This window comes from Vibrio sp. NC2 (assembly GCF_025195005.1).
In the GTDB taxonomy this organism is placed as follows: domain Bacteria; phylum Pseudomonadota; class Gammaproteobacteria; order Enterobacterales; family Vibrionaceae; genus Vibrio; species Vibrio splendidus.
On sequence record NZ_JANVFC010000003.1, the window covers coordinates 188,069 to 206,270 of the forward strand.

15 protein-coding genes are annotated in these 18,202 nt (G+C 43.2%); 12 read left to right on the forward strand and 3 right to left on the reverse strand.

The annotated features are described in order from the left end of the window. Positions 1 to 5: 5 nt before the first annotated feature. The 8 genes from NX845_RS06225 (at position 6) to rlmJ (ending at position 11,166) form a co-directional block, all read left to right on the forward strand. Positions 6 to 1,298 (forward strand): hypothetical protein, encoded by a 1,293-nt coding sequence (locus NX845_RS06225; RefSeq protein WP_260256655.1) that lies wholly within the window; start codon positions 6 to 8, stop codon positions 1,296 to 1,298. After that, complete coding sequence (locus NX845_RS06230) at positions 1,298 to 2,332, forward strand: sensor histidine kinase (protein WP_102482896.1); 1,035 nt, start codon at positions 1,298 to 1,300, stop codon at positions 2,330 to 2,332. The genes NX845_RS06225 and NX845_RS06230 overlap by 1 nt, the downstream gene beginning before the upstream one ends. 72 nt (positions 2,333 to 2,404) lie before the next feature. Then, the gene (locus tag NX845_RS06235) at positions 2,405 to 3,271 is read left to right on the forward strand and encodes a LytTR family DNA-binding domain-containing protein (RefSeq protein WP_102482897.1); all 867 of its coding nucleotides are present in this window, start codon (positions 2,405 to 2,407) and stop codon (positions 3,269 to 3,271) included. Positions 3,272 to 3,509: 238 nt separating this feature from the next. Continuing rightward, a complete protein-coding gene (locus tag NX845_RS06240) occupies positions 3,510 to 6,284 on the forward strand; it encodes a pitrilysin family protein (protein WP_260256656.1) in 2,775 nt (924 codons plus the stop codon). Positions 6,285 to 6,569: 285 nt separating this feature from the next. Then, positions 6,570 to 7,052 (forward strand): hypothetical protein, encoded by a 483-nt coding sequence (locus NX845_RS06245; RefSeq protein ID WP_029405832.1) that lies wholly within the window; start codon positions 6,570 to 6,572, stop codon positions 7,050 to 7,052. Between the two features lie 271 nt (positions 7,053 to 7,323). Next, positions 7,324 to 9,123 (forward strand): protein translocase subunit SecD, encoded by a 1,800-nt coding sequence (gene secD, locus NX845_RS06250; protein WP_017084986.1) that lies wholly within the window; start codon positions 7,324 to 7,326, stop codon positions 9,121 to 9,123. A 2-nt stretch (positions 9,124 to 9,125) separates the two neighbouring features. Then, on the forward strand, positions 9,126 to 10,064 hold the full coding sequence (gene secF / locus NX845_RS06255; protein ID WP_004732672.1) for a protein translocase subunit SecF: 939 nt from the start codon (positions 9,126 to 9,128) through the stop codon (positions 10,062 to 10,064). Positions 10,065 to 10,299: 235 nt separating this feature from the next. Next, on the forward strand, positions 10,300 to 11,166 hold the full coding sequence (gene rlmJ, locus NX845_RS06260) for a 23S rRNA (adenine(2030)-N(6))-methyltransferase RlmJ (RefSeq protein ID WP_102447494.1): 867 nt from the start codon (positions 10,300 to 10,302) through the stop codon (positions 11,164 to 11,166). Positions 11,167 to 11,451: 285 nt separating this feature from the next. Here the strand turns inward: rlmJ and NX845_RS06265 are convergent, their stop codons facing one another. Continuing rightward, positions 11,452 to 13,473: a TdeIII family type II restriction endonuclease gene (locus tag NX845_RS06265; RefSeq protein ID WP_260256657.1), complete on the reverse strand. Its 2,022-nt coding sequence runs from the start codon at positions 13,471 to 13,473 to the stop codon at positions 11,452 to 11,454. Between the two features lie 95 nt (positions 13,474 to 13,568). Between NX845_RS06265 and NX845_RS06270 the strand changes: the two genes are divergently transcribed. Beyond that, complete coding sequence (locus tag NX845_RS06270; RefSeq protein ID WP_260256658.1) at positions 13,569 to 14,357, forward strand: TdeIII family type II restriction endonuclease; 789 nt, start codon at positions 13,569 to 13,571, stop codon at positions 14,355 to 14,357. A 20-nt stretch (positions 14,358 to 14,377) separates the two neighbouring features. Continuing rightward, complete coding sequence (locus tag NX845_RS06275) at positions 14,378 to 15,172, forward strand: hypothetical protein (RefSeq protein ID WP_260256659.1); 795 nt, start codon at positions 14,378 to 14,380, stop codon at positions 15,170 to 15,172. A gap of 61 nt (positions 15,173 to 15,233) precedes the next feature. On the opposite strand, the gene NX845_RS06280 is transcribed toward NX845_RS06275, so the two are convergent. Beyond that, on the reverse strand, positions 15,234 to 16,664 hold the full coding sequence (locus tag NX845_RS06280; RefSeq protein WP_260256660.1) for a DNA cytosine methyltransferase: 1,431 nt from the start codon (positions 16,662 to 16,664) through the stop codon (positions 15,234 to 15,236). A 154-nt stretch (positions 16,665 to 16,818) separates the two neighbouring features. On the opposite strand from NX845_RS06280, the gene NX845_RS06285 reads away from it, so the two are divergent. Next, on the forward strand, positions 16,819 to 17,526 hold the full coding sequence (locus tag NX845_RS06285) for an Eco47II family restriction endonuclease (protein WP_260256661.1): 708 nt from the start codon (positions 16,819 to 16,821) through the stop codon (positions 17,524 to 17,526). Further along, the gene (locus NX845_RS06290) at positions 17,516 to 17,902 is read left to right on the forward strand and encodes a MazG nucleotide pyrophosphohydrolase domain-containing protein (RefSeq protein ID WP_260256662.1); all 387 of its coding nucleotides are present in this window, start codon (positions 17,516 to 17,518) and stop codon (positions 17,900 to 17,902) included. The genes NX845_RS06285 and NX845_RS06290 overlap by 11 nt, the downstream gene beginning before the upstream one ends. Here the strand turns inward: NX845_RS06290 and NX845_RS06295 are convergent. Next, complete coding sequence (locus NX845_RS06295) at positions 17,896 to 18,174, reverse strand: helix-turn-helix domain-containing protein (RefSeq protein ID WP_311319393.1); 279 nt, start codon at positions 18,172 to 18,174, stop codon at positions 17,896 to 17,898. The genes NX845_RS06290 and NX845_RS06295 overlap by 7 nt on opposite strands. Positions 18,175 to 18,202: the final 28 nt, after the last annotated feature.

Genomic DNA, 18,202 nt, shown 5'->3' on the forward strand with positions numbered 1-18,202 from the left:
ATGCCATGAAAGCTTCCAATCGCCGATTCCACATCAAGTCTTCAATCGCTACTTTACTTGCCTTGTCTTGTGTGAGTAACACGATTCAAGCGGATGACCTGAGCTTGGCGTGGGACTGGCAACTGAGTGCAGAAGCCGTTGAATCGAGAGAGTCGCCATTCAGCCCTTTAGCGTCTGATAATCGTCAGTCCTTAAATAGCTTGCTGGATCTAGAGGTTGGATATAACAATTGGCTTGGTTTGTTCGCAGTGAAAGCCAACGATATTCTAAGCAACAACCCTCAACAACAAGACGCGAGCTTTGAGTCTGAATTCATTGTGCGTGAGTTGTTTTGGCAAGGTGGTGTTGAACTGTCCAATTCACTCGTTGGTGATCACTACTTCGATGTCACGCTCGGTAAGGTTCGCCTAGATTGGGGCGTAGGCTATGGCTATCGACCTTTAGACATCATCAAGCCGTATCGACAAAATCCCGTTGGTATTGTTGCAGAAGAGGGTGCAGGAGTGGCCTCGGCGTCACTGTTCGATATGACAGGAGAATGGACACTGCTTTACAGTGATTCTTCGTGGACTTCTCAAGACGTAAATGAATTCGAAAAGCAAAACCAGCAACAAGGCTTTGGGCTGCGTCGTTACAACCTAGTGGGTGATCATGAGTATCAGTGGGTTGCTTATTATGACGATGTACGCCACGGCTTGCTTGGGGCGAGTTTAGTGTCGGTGTTGAACCTCGCTTGGGAGTTTCATGGCTCGGTGGTCTATCAACGACAAAGCCTTGGCTACAGTCAGCCTAACTTACTGCTTAAACCGGTTTATCTTGAAGAGCAGGGCGAGGCTTATCAAGCGTTAGCAGGATTAACGTGGGCCAATGACACCGGCCACAATGTGGTGTTGGAATACTGGTTTGATAGCCGAGCGTGGAGTCATTCTGAGTGGCAAAGCGCGATAGAAAGTGCAGAGTTTTTGTCTGTTAATGCGATGACAGCATCACTAGCAGGGTCTTACGCTCAAGGTTATCAACACGCCAATTTGGTTCAGCACAACATCATGTTTCACTGGTCTCTGGGTTCGACACATGGCTGGTTTGAAGATATCACGCCGACATTTGATGTGATGTTGTCTCCTCAAGACGGCGGCTTTATTGCGACCCAGTGGCTCAACTATCAGGCTTTAGATAATGGCAATTCATCGTTGGATTTGGAACTTGCTGCACGCTTTCTAGGCGGTAAAAGTGATTCTGCTTACGCCAACTTACCCGATAGTCATATGATTCTTTTAAATATCAAAGGACGATTTTAATGAACACTTTTTCAAACAGTAAGTTTCCATGGATTAAAAGCTTTACGCTGACCACTCTGTTTTGTTTCGTTATCGCCATCACCACTCAAACGATTTGGGGCGGCGATCTTGTGGTCAATCTCGCGATAAGCTTTGGTTTTGGCTACAGCGCGGTGGGTTCTTCTTTTATCTTGGTTGAGGTGTTTAAGAGGAAATCAAAGGTGTTTGATGTCGGGATCTCAATGGTGATTGCGATGACCTTTGGTACCTTGAACGCGCACTATTGGTTGAACGGATATTTCGGGGCCAATATCTCGGACCTTAAATCTGTAGTCTTGCTCGGTGTGATCTTCTGTTCGGTTTGCTATTACTATTTCTACACCCGAGAGCAACAACTACGCGCTGATAACGAATTGGAAGTGGCCAAGCGTCGTCAGGCCGATCAAGAAAAGGTGGTGGTGCTTAGTCAGCTCAAGCAACTGCAAAGCCAAATTGAACCGCACTTCTTGTTCAACACACTTGCGACCATCAATGTGTTGATTGAGAGTGATAGCGCGAAAGCCAAGTTGATGCTCGAAAAACTGACTGACTTATTGCGCGTGACTTTGAAAAACAGCCGCACCGAGCAATCGACCATCGCACAAGAGGTCGACTTGTTAGACGCTTATCTTAATATCCAAAAGATACGTTTGGGTGAGCGCTTAACGTTCTCGATTGAAATACACGAGATTAGCGATTTGCAGGTGATTCCACCGTTCTTGATTCAACCCTTGGTCGAGAATGCACTCACACACGGTATTGAACCCAAAGCCGCTGGTGGCCAAGTGAATATTCGTATTACTCAACAAGCCCAGCAGCTACAAATTGAAGTGGCTGATAATGGCGCAGGGCTGAAAACGCCTTCTGCGAATACGGGTCACGGTGTTGGGTTAAGCAATATTCGTCAAAGAATTGAAACCCTTTATGGTGATAAGGCGAGTCTAGCGATTACTGAACACGCTGAAGGCGGGGTAGTGTCGACGATCTTGTTACCGCTGACTGACGCAGCCGCCTAGAATTACAGACTAGAAAGCACAGAACAGTGACGAAAAATAGACGATTTACAGTGTGAATTTAAAGGACTAACCATGAACAACCCAGCAGTACAACCGAGCGTAACGGCGATTATCGCAGACGATGAAGCACTGTTAAGGCACCACCTAGACAAGAGTTTGTCTGAGGTTTGGCCGGAGCTAGAGATCGTCGGTAAGGCACAAAACGGTTTGGAGGCGATGCAGAGTATTCAGCAGCTTAAGCCCGACGTGGCGTTTCTCGATATTCGTATGCCTGAGCTGGATGGTATCTCGCTCGCGAAACAATTAAACAAGCTAGATTCACCGCCATTGATTGTGTTCATTACGGCTTATGACGAATACGCAGTCAAAGCTTTTGAACATAATGCGATGGATTACCTACTTAAGCCAATCAACGAAGAGCGCTTACTGGCCACATGTCAGAAGGTGCAAGCGCGTTTGTCGAGCAGCCAAACGCAAACAGGTAATCCCCTTGAACAACCTGATATCACAGCGTTAATGGCTCAGCTTCAACAGCTATCACAATCGACTTCCCAGCAAACGCAGCCTCCTTATCTATCGCAGCCCCTTTATCAACAGCAGAAGAAACATCTCACGTGGCTCAAAGCCAGTGTCGGAGAAGACATTCACCTAATCGCAGTCGATGATGTCGCTTACTTCAAAGCGGAAGACAAGTACGTGTCTATATTCAAAAAAGGCCAAGGCGGTTTGCTAGAGGAGCTTATTCTTCGCGTGTCGCTAAAAGAGCTGATTGCGCAGCTTAACCCAGATGAGTTTTGGCAGATCCACCGCTCGGTGGTGGTGAAAGTGTCAGCCATTGATAAAGTGAAGAAAGGGCTTTCAGGCCAGATGTCTGCTTATGTGTCAGGAGAGAAGTTACCGATCAGCCGCGCTTCGCAAGCGCTCTTTAAGGGTATGTAGCAAACTAGCTTAAATGTATGTAGCCATTGATTTTAAATGGATGTAGTTAGCGAGTTTAAATGGATGTACTAGGCTCTTATCAAAACGCTGCTTTAAACGAGCACAATCAATCTTACATAACGTATAGTGATTTATAAAATAAAGATCTAGATCACAAAGATACTCATCCGGTTCAATATTAAATAATAATCGTTAACTCAATCTGTATATTGTCGATGAATGACATTAAGAGGTTGTTATGAAAACATATTATTTAGCGACGGCACTATGCCTAACTTTGGTTGGCTGTAGCTCAACATCAAAAACCACTGAAACCTTAATCCAGCCGGATCCGGCATGGACATCAGGCCAGCTAGAAAATGGCCTTACCTACCATGTTTATCCAGATCATGAAGAATCCGTATCTGTTCGTTTAGTCGTGCACGCGGGTTCAATTCAAGAGACTCATCAGCAAGAAGGTTATGCTCACTTTCTGGAGCACATGGCATTCAATGGCAGCAAGAATTTCTCTCAAAATGACGTGATTCGCTTATTTGAAGATGCAGGCGCTAGCTTCGGTGCTGATATTAATGCCTACACCTCTTATGAAGAGACGGTCTACCAGTTAGATTTGCCAGATAACGTCCAATTGCAGTCTGCCCTGACGTGGATGCGTGACATTGGTGATGGCCTGGATCTATCAAGTTCAGAAGTCGAAAAAGAGAAAGGCGTGGTTCTTGGCGAGTTTCGTATGGCTCGCCTCGATGATAAGTCATTCGGAGATATATATTATGATCACTTCATTGAAGGCGGCCCTTACGAATCGCAAGATGCACTAGGGACTAAATCGTCTATTGTGAATGCCACTCCTCAAGGTATCACCAACTTTTATCAAACTTGGTATCAACCTCAAATAGTTGAGCTGGTCGTTTCTGGTGATGTGGACATCAAAACCGTGATTCCACTCATTGAAGAAAAGTTTTCTAGCTGGGAACGTGGCGACACGCCGAGACCAGATAAACAGAAAGTGACCTCATTCAATGAAGATGATTATGTTGAGGACGCAGGAAGAGAAGCGCCAAGCATCACTCTGACGTTTAACCGAGGTTTAAATAGAGTTGAAAATCATGCTCAGCAGAACCAACGCAGGTTAGATGAAACCTCTCAACAATTGATTCGACAGCGATTAGAAGCGGTGTTCAATGATGCCGCGCTGCCGACTCAATGGATAGCGTCTGATAGCTATCGAATGGGTTCTCTGTACTATTCGTCAATAAGTGTTGGGTTTCCGACTGGAGGCCGCGAAGTTATCCAAAAAGATCTGCTTTCTACATTGGCATCACTGCGTGATTTTGGTGTTTCGGAAACGGATATTGTTGGTGAACTGCACTACTACCAAGACTTGCTGGATAACATTGAGCATGACTGGGATAAAATGGACAGCGTTGAACACGCGAATTACAAAGTGAGCAGGTTAGTCACTGATCGAATTGTCCAATCACAGAAAGACTATCAAGTCAGCTTGGAAGCTTTCATTGATAACTTGAGCCTTGAAGTGATTAACGACAACATCAAGAATCTACTTTCTGATGATTACTTTATTGTTATTGGGATGGACGACAATGAAGACAGAACTGCGGTCATCAACTCTCTAGATAGCTTAAAAACCACGTATAGCGAGGCGGGAATTCCGCCGCTTGCGATTGGAACAGCCAGTGCCTTTGCTGTACCTAGCTCGCAAGGCGAGGTTGTGCTTGCTGAACAAATGTCCGTAGATCCATACATCCAAAAGTGGACGTTAAGTAATGGTATCGATATGTGGTACTTGCGTGATTATGTGGCAGGTGATGATGTCGGTGTAATGTATATGAGCCTTGGCGGAAAAGCCGCTTTGGATCCGAGCTTGTACCCAGCGGTTGAGGTCGCATTACCTACTTTCGCTCGAAGCGGTGCCGGTGAGTTTACGGGCTCTGAGCTTTTAGCGTACTTTGATCGTGAAAATATTCGCGCCGATTCCTTCATTGGTAATACTCGTCATGGTATTGAATTTAATATCAATAAAGACGGGCTTGAAGACACGCTTGCTGCGCTTTATACCTTCATAACTGCGCCTAAAATTGTTCCCGATCAGTTAGAGGCAGTGAAGCAGGAGTTTACACAGGGTCAGGAATCTTTCTTGAGCAGCCCTGTTGGCCAGTTTGAACGCGCAAGAAACCAGAACATCTATCGTCAGGACAGTGGCCACCTCTTTGTGGGTAAAGAACGTGTTGAAGCAGTTTCTGTGGAAGACATCGCTAATCTTCATCAGCAACTGTTTGGTCAAATGAGACATAACCAATTGGTGATCGTGGGTGATATCGACCCAAGTGAATTAAAGCCATTGGTTGAGCAATACTTGGCTTCGATTCCATTAGAAAAAGCCGACGTTCCTGACTTTAAGGTGGCCTACAAGCAGCCATCTGAATCACGCATTGATTTAGCCATCAATAATGTGAATAGTGCAGAGTACGTCTTACGAGTCATCTCTGAACCTACAACCGAAACCGACCAAGGCGTGACGGCAAAAGATATCTTCACGGAAAACTTGCTAGAACGACTGCTGGCGACTCGCTTAGATGCTTATATTCGTGAAGAGTTGAGTTTAGATTACTCACCTTATACGTATTCGGCGTCTGCAGATGGCGAACTGAGTCATGAGTGGGTTATTGGTGCGATGATAGCGCCTGAGAACGTTGATAAAGTGGAAGTGGCGATCGATAAGGTGATTGCCGACCTTCTACAAGGTGTCTCTGAAGAGGAAATGCGAGCGGTAGTGAAACAGTTTGAAGCTGACTTCACGCCTCTCGAGATGAGCTCCATCGACCAAGCCTGGTATTTGTCTCGTTATTTACTTCATGGTTACGACATCGAAGCTTTGTCTCAAGTTGAGCGAGTGGCGAGGTCGATCACTGCGGAAGACATGAATCAACTTGTCCAACGCATCTTTGGTGAAAATAGCCGTAAGGTTAAGAACATCATGCGTCCTAAAGCCTAAAGCCTAAAGCCTAAAGCAGACAGAAACACTTAACCCAAAGCCAAGCGCGCATCGCTTGGCTTTCTTGTTTTTACACCATTCATAATATCTATGCACCAAGCTTTGTTGAGCTCTTTTTGAGGTATATAAATCTAAATGCCGTGAGTGCCTAATCGGTTGCATCGTATCATTTTCTAAAAAAATGTTTTAAATCAAGACAGCGTTTCATTTGTATTGTAGATTGACGATCTACGAGAATGTTGTTTGGATATTAGATTGCTTAAATTAGGTACCCGATTAGTCTTAATGTTGTTTTTACTGAGCTTTGGCTTAGTGAACTCTAACGGCTATTCGTTCCCTTCTAAGCCATTTCAAATTCATTCGGCTCAAGAGCAATCTTCGCAGAATGAACAATCTTCCTCGATAAAACAGTGTAAACAAGCCGCTACGGATAATCCGTCGAGCTACTTCGAGTGCAACAAAGCTCAGTTTGGCACCGATCCTTCCGGTGACAGTTCCAACTATCACGACACTGAGTCGAGCCTCCAAGCTGCAAACTTCAGACGTATGCTCAGTAACGAGCAAGAAAGCGTGGCTGATCTTGAGCCTGCTTATCATCTACTGATTGACTTCTCTCCCCCCTCAATACTGGCTTCCCTGCTCTTCAACACGCCGTTGTTGGATTCCAAGCTGCACTGGACCAGTATTGTGAGTTCTCCGTCTTCCCGGCTTTCTGGGTGGAAAGAGGGCAACATCCAATACTCGCATTTCCGAGAACTTCTTAGCTAATCGTTTGACCCTAAATTGGTCGTATCGATGGTCGCCTAGTGCCCGTTGAACGCGCCAGTTAACCAAGACAAACATAGCGACATCAGCTTTAGCATCACTACCATTCAATCAGCTTGTTCTGGTTTCAGCTATCGATCGTGTTCGCAAAACATTAGTTATACCAATCGTAGTAAATAACTGGTCATCCTAGCTGGTTAAACGCCCGTTCACTGCTTTTTTCCGGTGCTATTTTTGAGCTCGTATTTACGGTGATTGGTAAAAAGAAGAGATCTTGACTGTGAAAAAACGCATTCCAAGAAAACAAATCAACCACTATTCAAAGTGGAAATACGCGGTGCTTATCGCCACCATTATCATCATGGTTCTGAGTGCTTTACCTTCTTGGTATGGCGAGAATGCATCGGTTCAAATCAGCAATCGCTCTGAGCAGACAATCGATGCGACTCAAATTACTCAATACCTTGCGAGCGAAGGCATCCAAGCCAAATCTGCATTTCAAAAAGACCAACGTTTAGTCGTGATCTTAGAAGATGCTGAACAACAAGCGAAAGCCAAAGAGGTGCTTAATGAGCGCCTATTGGATAACGCGACAGTTGCGCTAGCGATGGAACCAGCAGCACCTAAATGGCTAACTGACATGGGCTTTGCGCCGATTCAGTTAGGCCTTGATTTGCGTGGTGGTGTGCAGTTCTTATTAGAAGTGGATATGGAGCCGGTTTATCACGCGCAAGCTCAAGCGATGGTCGACGAGATCACCAGCGAAGTGCGTTATGCCCGCGGTAAAGTGGTCAACAACCAAGTTCAGTTTGATTTCCGTACCGACGCCGATTTCGAAAAAGCCCAGAAGCTGATTCGTCAAGAGTTCCCACAATGGCTACGTAACCGCTCAGACAAGTCGCTAACGTTAACTCAGTCTGAAGAAGAACAAAGAACGCTACGCAACCTTACGGTTCAACAAAACCTGCAAATCATGCGCAGCCGTATTGAAGAATTAGGCATCACGGAAGCATCGATTCAACGTCAAGGTGAAAGCCGTATTCGTATTGAACTGCCGGGTGTACAAGACCCTGCAGCTGCGAAAGACGTGATTGGTGCAACGGCATCTTTGGCGTTCTATTCGGTGTACGACAATGCCACTCGCAGTACTCAAACCCTGAAAGATTCAGACGGCAACCGTGTGGTAGTCGACCGCAAGGCTGTGTTGAGTGGCGAACACATTATTGATGCTCGCAGTGGCATTGGTGAGATGGGCAGTGCAGAAGTCAACATTACGCTGGATTCTTCTGGTGGTAAGAAAATGTCCGAGTTCTCACGTCATAACATCGGTAAGCCAATGGCAACGGTGTACAGCGAATACAGCCGTGATAGAGCGGGCAACAGCAAGCAAGACAGCGAAGTGATTAGTGTGGCAAACATCCAATCTCAACTGGGTAGCCGCTTCAGAATCACAGGCGCTGGCAGCTTGGCTGATGCGCAAGAGCTTGCGTTACTGCTGCGTGCGGGGTCATTGACTGCGCCTGTGACCATCATTGAAGAACGTACCATTGGCCCATCTTTGGGGGCTGAAAATGTAACCAACGGCTTTGCTGCTTTGGCACTTGGTCTTGGCCTTACGCTAACGTTTATGGCGCTATGGTACCGCCGCTTAGGTTGGGTCGCGAACTGTGCATTGGTGGTTAACATGACCACATTATTTGGTTTGATTGCGCTGCTACCGGGTGCGGTATTAACTCTGCCGGGTATTGCGGGTTTAGTACTGACCGTTGGTATGGCGGTGGACACCAACGTGCTTATCTTCGAGCGTATTCGAGACAAGATGAAAGAAGGGCGCAGCTTTGCTAGCTCTATCGACCGTGGTTTCGATAGCGCATTCTCGTCAATTTTCGATGCTAACGTCACTACCATGATCGTTGCTGTGGCTCTATATACCATTGGTAATGGACCGATTCAGGGCTTCGCTCTGACACTGGGCTTAGGTCTTCTAACCAGTATGTTTACGGGTATTTTTGCTTCACGAGCGATCATCAATTTGGTTTGGGGGCGTGACCAACGCCACGATGTAAGGATTTAAGCATGAGTACTTCAAAAATGACTATTTCAGACCGCTATTTTTCAAATAGCAATATGACTCGCCTTCGTAAGGTGATGTCTGTGATTTCTATTGTGCTGTTCATGAGCTCTGTGATGCTGGTGGCAGTGAAAGGTTTTAACTGGGGTTTGGACTTTACTGGCGGTGTGGTTGCCGAGGTTCAACTCTCTGATCAAGTAACCAAAGATGCGTTAAAAACCAAGCTCGACACGGCTTTTCAACAAGACGTTCAAGTGGTTGGTATGGCAGAACAGGATCGCTGGACTATTCGTTACAGCCAACTGACAGACGCTCCACAGCCAAACTTAGTGGATGCTTTGTCATCGGTAAGTGACCAAGTAAAAGTGCTTAACAGCAGCGTAGTTGGCCCTCAAGTAGGTCAAGATATGGTTGACCAAGGTGGCTTGGCGGTATTGGTATGTTTCCTAATGATCATGCTGTACCTGAGTGTGCGATTTGAATGGCGTTTGGCTCTGGGTGCGCTTGCCGCGATCATCTATGACGTGACGCTTATCTTGGGTCTGTTCGCTTTTACTCAGTTTGAGTTCAACCTGACCGTATTGGCGGCCGTGCTAGCGATTCTCGGTTACTCATTGAATGACTCGATCATCATCGCCGACCGTGTACGCGAAATGCTGCGCGGCAATCCAAACGGTGATACTGATAACCTGCTTAACGAATCGGTTAAAGCGACCTTCTCACGCACCATGGTGACCTCAGGTACAACGCTAATTACCGTATCAGCGCTTTGGCTACTGGGTGGCGCTGCGCTGCAAGGTTTCGCTATTGCACTCGTGGTTGGCATTGTCAGCGGTACGTGGTCTTCAGTTTCTGTCGGCATCACACTGCCTAAGTTACTTGGCCTACAGCCTTGTCACTACCAAGTGAAAGCGCCAGTGGAAGTTGAGGGTGAGTACCCTTAGTCAAGCTAAGCTAGCTTATGCACGCTAGGCCGATTTACTTACGCTATTAACCTAAATCAATAATGAAAGCCCCTGAACTCACTTAGCCCCCTAAGTAAGCTCAGGGGCTTTATTTTTTATAAGAGTCAATTGGTTAGAGAAAAGTGAGCCTATTTCAAAAAACGATGGATTGAGCAGGCAAGCCCTCATGATATGAAGTATGTTTAGATGACGTTCGTAGAAATGAGGCAAGGGAATGGAATATCGACATCAATGTCATGTAGGCGACCATGGTGATGCGCTAAAGCATCCAGTATTGAGTGCACTTGTTCAGTCATTAATGCAGCAACATTCACGCCTCAATGTTATCGACACGCACTCAGGTACAGGGTGTTATGACCTCACTACTGCACCAAGCAATCATGCAGGTGAGTTTGCTGAAGGGGTCGGGTACTTGTGGCGCAATAAGGCTTATCTTCCTCCGGCATTCGCTTCTTTTATGTCGGTACTGGAATACTACAATCCAAATCAACTTATCTCTTTGTATCCGGGTTCTGCCGCCATCACTTACCAACAAGGTCGCAGCCAAGATAGTTTCTATTTTTCAGACATTCAGCAAGATGAAGCTGATTTACTGCAAACCAATATTGAGAAGTTACAATGTAACCTAGATGTTTCAAGCAAGCTTACGATTAGCGCAGGTGATGGGCTTAAAGCGTTACCTGATGATGTTGCTAAACATGACAACCACCATCTGATTGTTATCGACCCACCCTATGAAACCGATTCAGAATATCTCGCGGTGATTGATGCCTTAGTTAAGGCGTATCAGCAATCTGAGAAGGTATCTGCACTAATTTGGTACCCGCTCTACACGGATGACAAGAGCTCACTGATTTTGAACCACTGTGTGACCGCAGTGAAAGATGGTTTGCTGCCAAGTCCGATTAAGTCGGAACTTCGCCTTCGAGATCCTAAGGGTGATGATCGCCTGATCGGTAGTGGTTTGCTGTTGTTCAATCCTCCCCAAGGCATTGCGGGAACGGTCGCGGATACGCTTGATTATTTACACAGCCAACTCGCGACTAATGGTGAAGGGTATTGGCAAATGAGAAGTCTATAAATATGATTTCTATGGATTTTATGATGATTTTCTAGACGTCGTTCACTAAATCACTGTTATTTATGTGGTTTAAATTGACCAAACGCTAACTTTTATCGATTGATTAATTGCAGTGAATCATTTAAAAATAGAATATCAATGCGCACAAGTGCATAATGGCTCATAAGTTAAATAATTAATCTTAAGATTAAACTAGATTGTGGTTTACCCCCTAAACTGCATAAGGCTCGCACTAGTCATGCGAGCCTTTCTTTTGCCTGTCGGAATACATTAGAGCTGTGACGGTCAGTTTCTATTAAAAACCTCATCGAGTTTATTCTTAACTTTGCTTGTTACTTCTTGATTTAGCGACTTGAACACTTCTTGAATCTTCTTGGAATTATATTTTCCACCAGATACTAGTTCCCATAACTCATCTTCTACAAGTAGGTCTTTTCTGTGATAACAATTTGAAAATCTGGAATAACTACCACTTTCAGGGTTGTATGGTATTGCCATATAAGCGCATACTTTTGCTTCTGGGTCGACACTTAGTCGCATAGCAGTCCAGGTAAGGAGTTTTCGCTTCATTGTTCGAAATTCTTTTTTATTTGGTTTTACTGTGGTTATGTCAATATAAACTTCTGTGCCATCAGGCAGTTTGATAAATACATCAACAGTACTATCTGGGTGTTCTTTTTCTACTCCTGTTCCAGCTAATTCAGCTATTTTAAGTAGCTCCGTTTCTCTATCTGGTATATAGGCTGTGTTATCAAGTGTTTGCTGCAAATACTCATTCACTTCTGTACTTACTTCACCCAAAATCTTGTGCTGCCTTTTAACTTCATAGCCAGCTTCTTTAGCTAAAATTTCGCATACTTGTTCATAGAAACTCATCCCAAATGTCGTTGATAACGATACTGATAATTTATATGTCAGTGTTGTCTCTAGTCCCATTAAACTTAGAAAATATGGACTAACATCTCCATTTTTTATGTCATTTAGTTTTTCATCGATACGAGAATCAAGTTTCAATATTTTTTCTAATTGTTGTTTAACTTTAATATCTAAAGGGCTCATAATATTTTTCCCATCAATGTCATTAAGGAGTTTTACTAAAGAGTGGCCGAGTGCTCTGGCCATATTTACGGGTACTGCATTGCCTATCTGCTTATACGCGGCATTCTTTGAACCTTGAAACTCCCAGTTATCAGGGAAAGTTTGAATTCGCGCGTATTCTCGGACTTGGAGAGGACGAGTGTGAATGGGGTGACAACGCTCTGTTTGCTTTTGAGCCGGTGATGTCGTCAGCGTTAAGCTTGGTTCTTCTAGTGAGAGTCTGCGTGCCATACCTGTTTTACCACCACCTAAGAAGTAGCTCTTTTGCATGTACTCACGCTGTAATTCATCAGAAAGATCGCGCCAATAACCGCCTTGAGGCACTTCAGCCATGCTCTCTTTTTTACGCTCGGGGTACTCTTGCCCTGGTGATTCCGGAACATCAGTATCGTATAACTCTCCGGCGTAAAGGGCATCACGCAGAGTCATTACTCGCTTACAGGGTGATGGCCAATGAAATTTCACGTCTTGGGCCAAATCCTTTCTGATCCCAACTAGGATCAAACGCTCACGCTTTTGAGGTACTTTATAAAATATAGCTTTGAGTACTCGTGGCTCTACAAGTTCATACCCTAATTCATCAATAACACTTTTAATGGTTTCTAGAGTTCGCCCTTCATCATGCGTAAATAGGGCTTTCACATTCTCAGCCATAAATATTTTTGGCTGGGTTTCTTTTATTGCACGTGCCATTTCAAAGAATAAAGTTCCACGTGTATTTTCAAAGCCTAAGCTTTTACCCGCATATGAAAAAGCCTGACAAGGAAAGCCGCCAGTCAAAATATCTACGTCTTCTTTGATTTGTGTAAAATCAACTTTTGAGATATCGCCTTCAATTACATTCCAATTGGGTCTATTGTGGCGCAGCGTATTACAAGCGTGTCTATCTATTTCGTTAAGAAGCACGCTTTCTAACCCAGCTTGCTCCATACCAATAGCTAAACCCCCACCGCCGGCAAACAGTTCAACGAGGTTATAGGTACGCTTGGGTTTTACAGCATGTTCATCGTCCCACAGAGTTTGAACCATTGATTGGATCTCTGGGTGCTCTTTGACTTGCTCTAAAGGGATCATGCCTGATTGAGCGCATAGTGTGAGTTCTCCGCGCTTTATGCGGGCTCCAATTGTTGTTTTTGATTGAGATAGAATGTCAGCTAGAACCTCAATGCTGTAATGCAGGCCAGAAATATTAAATGGTTTATTTTTCATTGTTGTTCTTCCCACCAATAGGTTGTGGGTTGCGTGATTCCCGTATGTAAATATGATACTTTTACCATACTTTTTTATTGCTTGTGATCAAAATATTGTTAACTCATAAACAAATTCAAGAACTTATATCAACTACGGTTAGCCAGAGTATTCATAGTTTTTTTGAAGGAAAGGAAGTTAAAGTCACTCATATGTTGGATCATATCTTTCCTAGAGAGCGAAAGATTCGTTCTCTTATTGGCGGTTTAGAGACGTCGATGGGAACGAGAGTCTGGGAACCTCTTGCGAAATCATTTGCGGATACTAATGGCTATACCGTATTTGATGAAGCAACGTTCAACAATAAAGTGCCAATTATTCCTCAAAATCTTTTGAATTTCATTGCTAATTGGGAAGAGAGAAAGCTTCGAAATCCTACGATAGCGTTGTCTCAATTTTGGATAGAGGTAAATGAATTTGTTGAAGGTAACATTGATCGGAGCGTACTTGAATTTTCCTCGATACCCAAGGGACAAGGCGTCGATGTCATTTTGTTAAAAGATGATATTTATTACTTTTTTGATTTGAAGACGACTCAGTTGAACGCAGGGGGCGGTCCTAAATTTTTACGTAATATCCTGTGTTGGTATTCCTATGGAGCATTGTTAGGTATCAAAAATATGAAGTGCTTTTTGGCTTTTCCTTTTGATCCACATAAAGGTAATTTTTGGAGACGAGAGTCTGGAAAAGTCGCCCCTTTAATTCCTAGGCAAGAAGCATTCGTCGCTGATGAGTTTTGGGATGTTTTGACAGGAATACAAGGTACTACTGAAATCATAGAATCTACGTTTAAGAAGCTAGGCAATGAAGGTTTTGGAGCACAGTTTTCTAACCACTTTGATTGATTTAGGGTGATACATCAGATATGCCATATGAGTTAAGGGATTTTAAAAACAATGTCATCGAGTTCTATGAACTTAATGAAAAGTCTTTTGCGTGTAAGCACGGGGAGTCCCAAGAAGAGTTATTTGTACATACTTTTCAAAGGTTGAAAAATGAAGGTGTATTAAATACAAGCTGTAGTGTTGAAATTCATCCAGAGAAAGAGGTAAACCCTTACCACCCAGATCTAGCTGTTAATGGCTTACAGTTAGGGGAGTTAAAATCAAAAGCTTCACCCCTGTTTATTGCTAACAAGTATGGTATTCCCCCTCAATTTGCTTTGACTATGGACTTGAAAGACTCTTTTCATTATTCCAAGTTCCTTGATAGAGGAATCGACATTTCAATCTATATTTGGGTCAAATGGGCTGCACAATCCATGAGTATGTATAGAAAGGAAAACGATGAGAAGCGTTATACTAAGCATTACGAGCCGGTCAAACAATTGGCTGGAATTTGGAAAGTCCAGTTTTCTGAATTACGTAGGTTTGAACAATTAAACCACCCTCCCATTCATTGGTATAATGAAAAATTTCGTCAACCTCCTGAATATGATTTTAACTGTCTTAATGATGAAGACAAACGATGGGTAGATGAATTAATCAAGTTCGAACCAAGACTATCGATGAATGGTATTGTAAAAAGTATAGCTTCTAGAGGGTATACAGTAAGTAATGGTGAACTTTACTCATCAGGTGATTCATCAGGAAGTTATGTTTTCGATCTGAATAACTCTATTTTTGAATGTTTATATAGCAACGGTATTTATAAAAAGTAACATGGTATTTAAGCTGATTACTTCAGGGGCACCAATGATGCCCTTGAAGTAACGAAAGATATTAATCAGCAATAATGCTTTGGATTGATTTTATTTTCTCTCTTAAGCTCGTAGTTTCAAGTGCAAGAGTACAATTTTTAGCCTGTAATTCTTTGATTAAAATATCTTTTTTAACAAGCTGATCTTTAAGGTGCGTTACCTCATCAACGTTTTCAAAAGCATGGTTGTCATTACTGTTTAGCGAGGAAGTATCTAAAGCTTCAATGTCATTCAGCAGTCTTACCAAAGAATGTCCAAGTGCTCTTGCCATATTCACAGGTACAGCATTGCCTATCTGCTTATACGCGGCGTTCTTGGAACCTTGAAACTCCCAGTTATCAGGGAAAGTTTGAATTCGTGCATACTCTCGAACCTGAAGAGGACGAGTGTGAATAGGGTGACAACGCTCGGTTTGTTTTTGAGCCGGTGAAGTTGTCAGCGTTAAGCTTGGTTCTTCTAATGAGAGTCGACGTGCCATGCCTGTTTTGCCACCCCCTAAGAAGTAACTTCCTCCCATATACTCACGCTGTAAGTCATCTGAGAGATCTCGCCAATAACCACCTTGAGGCACTTCTTTCATGATTTCTTTTTTACGCTCGGGGTACTCTTGCCCTGGTGATTCCGGAACATCAGTATCGTATAGCTCTCCTGCATATAAAGCATCGCGCAATGTCATTACTCGTTTGAAAGGAGACGGCCAATGGAATTTTACATCTTGAGCAAGATCTTTTCGGATAGCGACTAAGATAAGACGTTCGCGCTTTTGAGGAACTTTATAGAATATTGCTTTTAGAACTCTAGGCTCAACTAATTCGTAGCCAAGCTCATTAATTACAGACTTGATGGTTTCAAGGGTGCGGCCTTCATCATGGGTAAACAGTGCTTTTACATTTTCAGCCATAAATATTTTGGGCTGAGTTTCTTTGATCGCACGCGCCATTTCGAAGAATAAGGTTCCGCGTGTATCTTCAAAGCCTAAACTTTTGCCAGCGTATGAAAAAGCCTGACAAGGAAAACCACCGGTAAGGATATCGACTTTTTCTGTTATCTGTGTGAAATCGACTTTTGAAATATCGCCCTCAACCACATTCCAATTGGGTCTATTGTGGCGAAGTGTATTACAGGCGTGTTTATCCATTTCATTAAGTAAAACGCTTTCTAGGCCAGCTTGCTCCATACCAATAGCTAGGCCACCACCACCTGCAAATAATTCAACCAAGTTATAAGTTCTATTCGATTTCACCGCATGTTCATCGTCCCACTGAGTTTGAACCATTGTTTGGATCTCAGGGTGCTCTTCGACTTGCTCTAGAGGGATCATGCCTGACTTAGGGCACGGTGTGATCTCTCCACGTTTGATTCGAGCTCCAATCGTTGCTTTAGATTGCGATAGAATATCTGCTAGGACTTCAACACTGTATTTTATTTCTTTTTCATTTTGGACATCAAACATATGACGCTTCCATATAGTTAAATCGTTAATTGATTGGCACTGTTTTAATATACAGTATTTCTGTTCGAAGGTCCACTATTTTAGCTGTTTTTTTTTACATGTACTAACTCTTAAGTTTTCGATCCATAATGCCCATTCATATTAAGAGGTTATGATGAAAGCATTCGACAGAAGTGAGTTAAAAGAAGCGATACGTGGCAGTATCAAACGTATTTATCAAGCACAAAACACAAAATTGGATTTGTACCGCAACACCTTAGATTGCTTTTCAGCTTCTATTGATTCCGTAGTGCAAGGGATCAGTCTAGATGAGTGGATGAAACAAGAAAAAGAACGTCAAATTCAAAAAACCAAGCAGAATGCTATTGGTAGCTTACATGAAGAAATTCTTGGCTCTATAGCTTGGGTTAGCAATCTTCCTGTCGGGCAACTAATTGATATAGTTTCACATGAGAAAAAAGTTGTAGCAGAAATAAAAAATAAGCACAACACTACAAAAGGTAACCATAAGGTCGCTATTTATGATGATTTGGCACAAGCAGTCGCTGAACGATCTGGTTATATTGGCTACTATGTAGAAATTTTACCAAAAGGCCAAAAAGCATATAACACACCTTTTTCACCATCGGACAATAAAACTAAACAACGCAGAGCTTCTCGTGAAGATATCCGACAGATTGATGGTCGATCGTTTTATGAATTACTAACCGGGCGGGCTGATGCGATTGATGAGTTGTACCAAGAATTACCGAAGATAACTTCTGAAATTGTAAAGGAAGAATTCGGAAAGGTATTGGATTCAAATTTAGTCTCGTCGTCACCTACTTTTGATTTTAACTTTGAGAAAGCCTATGGAAATTAAGTCAGGAGAGCTGCTGAAACAATTGCAAGACATTGCGATTATAAAATCTCAACGAGATCTACAAGGCTCTTGGTTTAAAGGCAGCTCAACCTATTTAGATGCTCTTGTAGAGGAAGTTACTGAAGTTAAAGAAGAAATAACATTAGGAAGGCAAGCTTTTTTAGAGGATGAATTAGGCGATTTGCTTTGGAACTTTGTTTGTCTAATTGAACATTTGGAAGTAGACAAAAAAATAGACAAAGAGAGAGTCTTTCGACGAGCTGTAAAAAAATACTCAGAACGAGTGGCTGAACGCGCTTCAAATGAAACATGGAATGATGTTAAAGCGCGCCAAAAATTAGAACTTCAGAAAGAGAGCGACGGCACAAATCAATAGTCTAGAGCTTCCCTAATTCGTTGTATGTTTTCTCTTATCCAAACTTTATCAAATGGCCCCCATGATTCTACTTGGTAGTGGCCGTTTTTTAATGCGCCCACAAACACACACTCGATATCAAGTTCTTGAAGCGCAGCAATAGTATCTTGTGCTGTTCTGCGTGGAATGTTTATCTCAGCTTGTATTTTGGGGAGGGTATTAAAGCCATTGTCGACTAGATAGGCTAAAAGTAGGCGTCGATAAAAAGATGTTTTAGTTTTGCTTAAACTCATAATTTTCTCATTCCCTGAAAGTAAAAAA